The sequence below is a fragment of the Bacillus sp. FMQ74 genome (genome assembly GCF_001875785.1).
GTDB lineage: Bacteria > Bacillota > Bacilli > Bacillales > Bacillaceae > Bacillus > Bacillus stercoris.
Genome location: NZ_MOEO01000044.1, coordinates 1 through 270 on the forward strand (window position 1 = coordinate 1; position 270 = coordinate 270).

Genomic DNA, 270 nt, shown 5'->3' on the forward strand with positions numbered 1-270 from the left:
AAGTCGTAACAAGGTAGCCGTATCGGAAGGTGCGGCTGGATCACCTCCTTTCTAAGGATATTATACGGAATATAAGACCTTGGGTCTTATAAACAGAACGTTCCCTGTCTTGTTTAGTTTTGAAGGATCATTCCTTCGAAACGTGTTCTTTGAAAACTAGATAACAGTAGACATCACATTCAATTAGTAATACAAGATATCACATAGTGATTCTTTTTAACGGTTAAGTTAGAAAGGGCGCACGGTGGATGCCTTGGCACTAGGAGCCGA

1 rRNA gene is annotated in these 270 nt (G+C 40.7%); it reads left to right on the forward strand.

Features of this window, described 5'->3' with window-relative positions:
• Positions 1-51: ribosomal RNA gene (locus tag BLL41_RS22935) — 16S ribosomal RNA — on the forward strand; the annotation flags it as partial.
• Positions 52-270 lie beyond the last annotated feature (219 nt).